The organism is Streptomyces sp. NPDC058008, assembly GCF_042886395.1.
Classification (GTDB): Bacteria; Actinomycetota; Actinomycetes; order Streptomycetales; family Streptomycetaceae; genus Streptomyces.
In genome coordinates this window covers 1-1,834 of record NZ_JBHVQX010000075.1, presented here as the reverse complement: position 1 = coordinate 1,834, position 1,834 = coordinate 1, and the positions used below count along the sequence as shown (strand labels likewise).

The 1,834-nt window shown below is 65.9% G+C and carries 1 protein-coding gene; it reads right to left on the bottom strand.

What is annotated here, in order from left to right; translation table 11 throughout:
* On the bottom strand, positions 1-1,822 hold a 1,822-nt coding region (locus tag ACFVS9_RS34140), incomplete at its 3' end, for a polyketide synthase dehydratase domain-containing protein (protein ID WP_389938900.1).
* Positions 1,823-1,834: the final 12 nt, after the last annotated feature.

The window sequence follows — 1,834 nt, the reverse complement described above, 5'->3', positions numbered from 1 at the left end:
CCGTATCCAAATCCACCGACCACGCCCCACCCCCACCCGGAACCGCCAACACCCCAGCACCCGACACCCGCGACAACCGCGGAACACGAACCACACCAGAACGAATCGCGATCTCGAGCTCTCCCGACCCAACCAACCCAGCCAAGGCCGGTGCCCGCAGAGAACGTAGGACCTCGTTCATGTCCAGGCGCTCGTCCTGGTCCAGGTCCTGGTCCACGTCCACCTGGGCGAACCGGTCCGGGTACTCCGAGCACACCGACCGCAACAGACCGCGCACCGAAGCCGCCACCACATCCACCCGGCCACCAGGCTCCACAACAGCACCACCCCGCGTCACCACAACCAGACGCGAACCCTCCAACACCGGAGACTCCAACCACTGCTGAACCCACCCCAGCACCCGCCCCAACACCTCACGGGACTCCTCCACCGAACCCCGCGGACACACCACCCCCACCACACCAGGAACGCCTTCCACGCCAGGTACCCGGGTGCCCTCGGTCACCGCCGCGAGAACCGCGTCGACATCCGGGAAAACGGTGATCTCTTCCAGCGTCGCGGCCGTCCCGTCTGTCGGGGCTTCGGTCCAGGTGACCTCGAACATCGAGTCCGACACATCAACGCCAGCGGCCGAGACAGCCTCGTCGCTCAGCGGACGCGAGACCAGCGCATCAATCGTCAGAACATCCAGACCCTCCACATCCGTCAACCGCACCGACACCGCATCCGGCCCCACCGGCGCCACCCGCACCCGACCAGCCCGCGCACCCGTCGCATGAACCCGCACACCCGAGAAACTGAACGGCATCACCCGACCACCAGAACCACCCTCCAACAACACCGCGAGAGGAGCCTGCAACGCCGCGTCCAGCAACGCCGGATGCACCGCAAAACCACCCACCTCCACCGGCAACTCAACCTCCGCGAACACCTCCTCACCACGCCGCCACACACCCCGCAACCCCTGGAACACCGGCCCATACCCATACCCAGCAGCCGCGAACGACTCATACACCCCCTCCACACCAACAACCACCGCACCCTCCGGAGGCCACACCCCACCCAACCCCGAACCAGCAGCCCGCACCGAAGCCGGCGCCACCCCCTCATCCGAAGACACCACACCCGTCGCATGACTCACCCAGCCAGCACCCTCACCCCCGACACCACTCACCCGGGAATGAACACGAACCGCCCGCTGCCCCAACTCATCCACATCACCCACACTGACCTGCACATCAACCGGCACATCATCCGCCGGCAACACCAACGGAGCATGCAACACCAACTCCACCAACCCACCACACCCGGCATACTCACCCGCACACAACACCAACTCCACCAACGCCGCACCCGGCACAAGCACACGACCAGCCACCGCATGATCAGCCAGCCACGGATGCGACCGAACCGACAACCGCCCCGTAAACACAAACCCCTCACCACCAGCCAACACCACACCAGCCCCCAACAACGGATGACCCACCACCGACAACCCCGCACCCGACACATCTCCCGCACCACCCCCACCCACCAACCAAAAACGCTCCCGCTGAAACGCATACGTCGGCAGATCAACACGCTGCGCCGTGGCCCCCGCACCCGCGCCTGCGCCCTCGAAGAACGGTGACCAGTCGGTATCGACACCCCGCACCCACAGCTGTGCCATCGAGGTCAGCAGCCGGCCCATTCCACCCTCGTCCCGGCGCAACGTCCCCACCGCCAGAACATCCGGATCGATCTCCTGCAACGCACCCACCAACACCGGATGCGGACTCACCTCCACGAACACCGCATCACCCTCACCCAGAAGACGCTCCACCGTCTCCTGGAA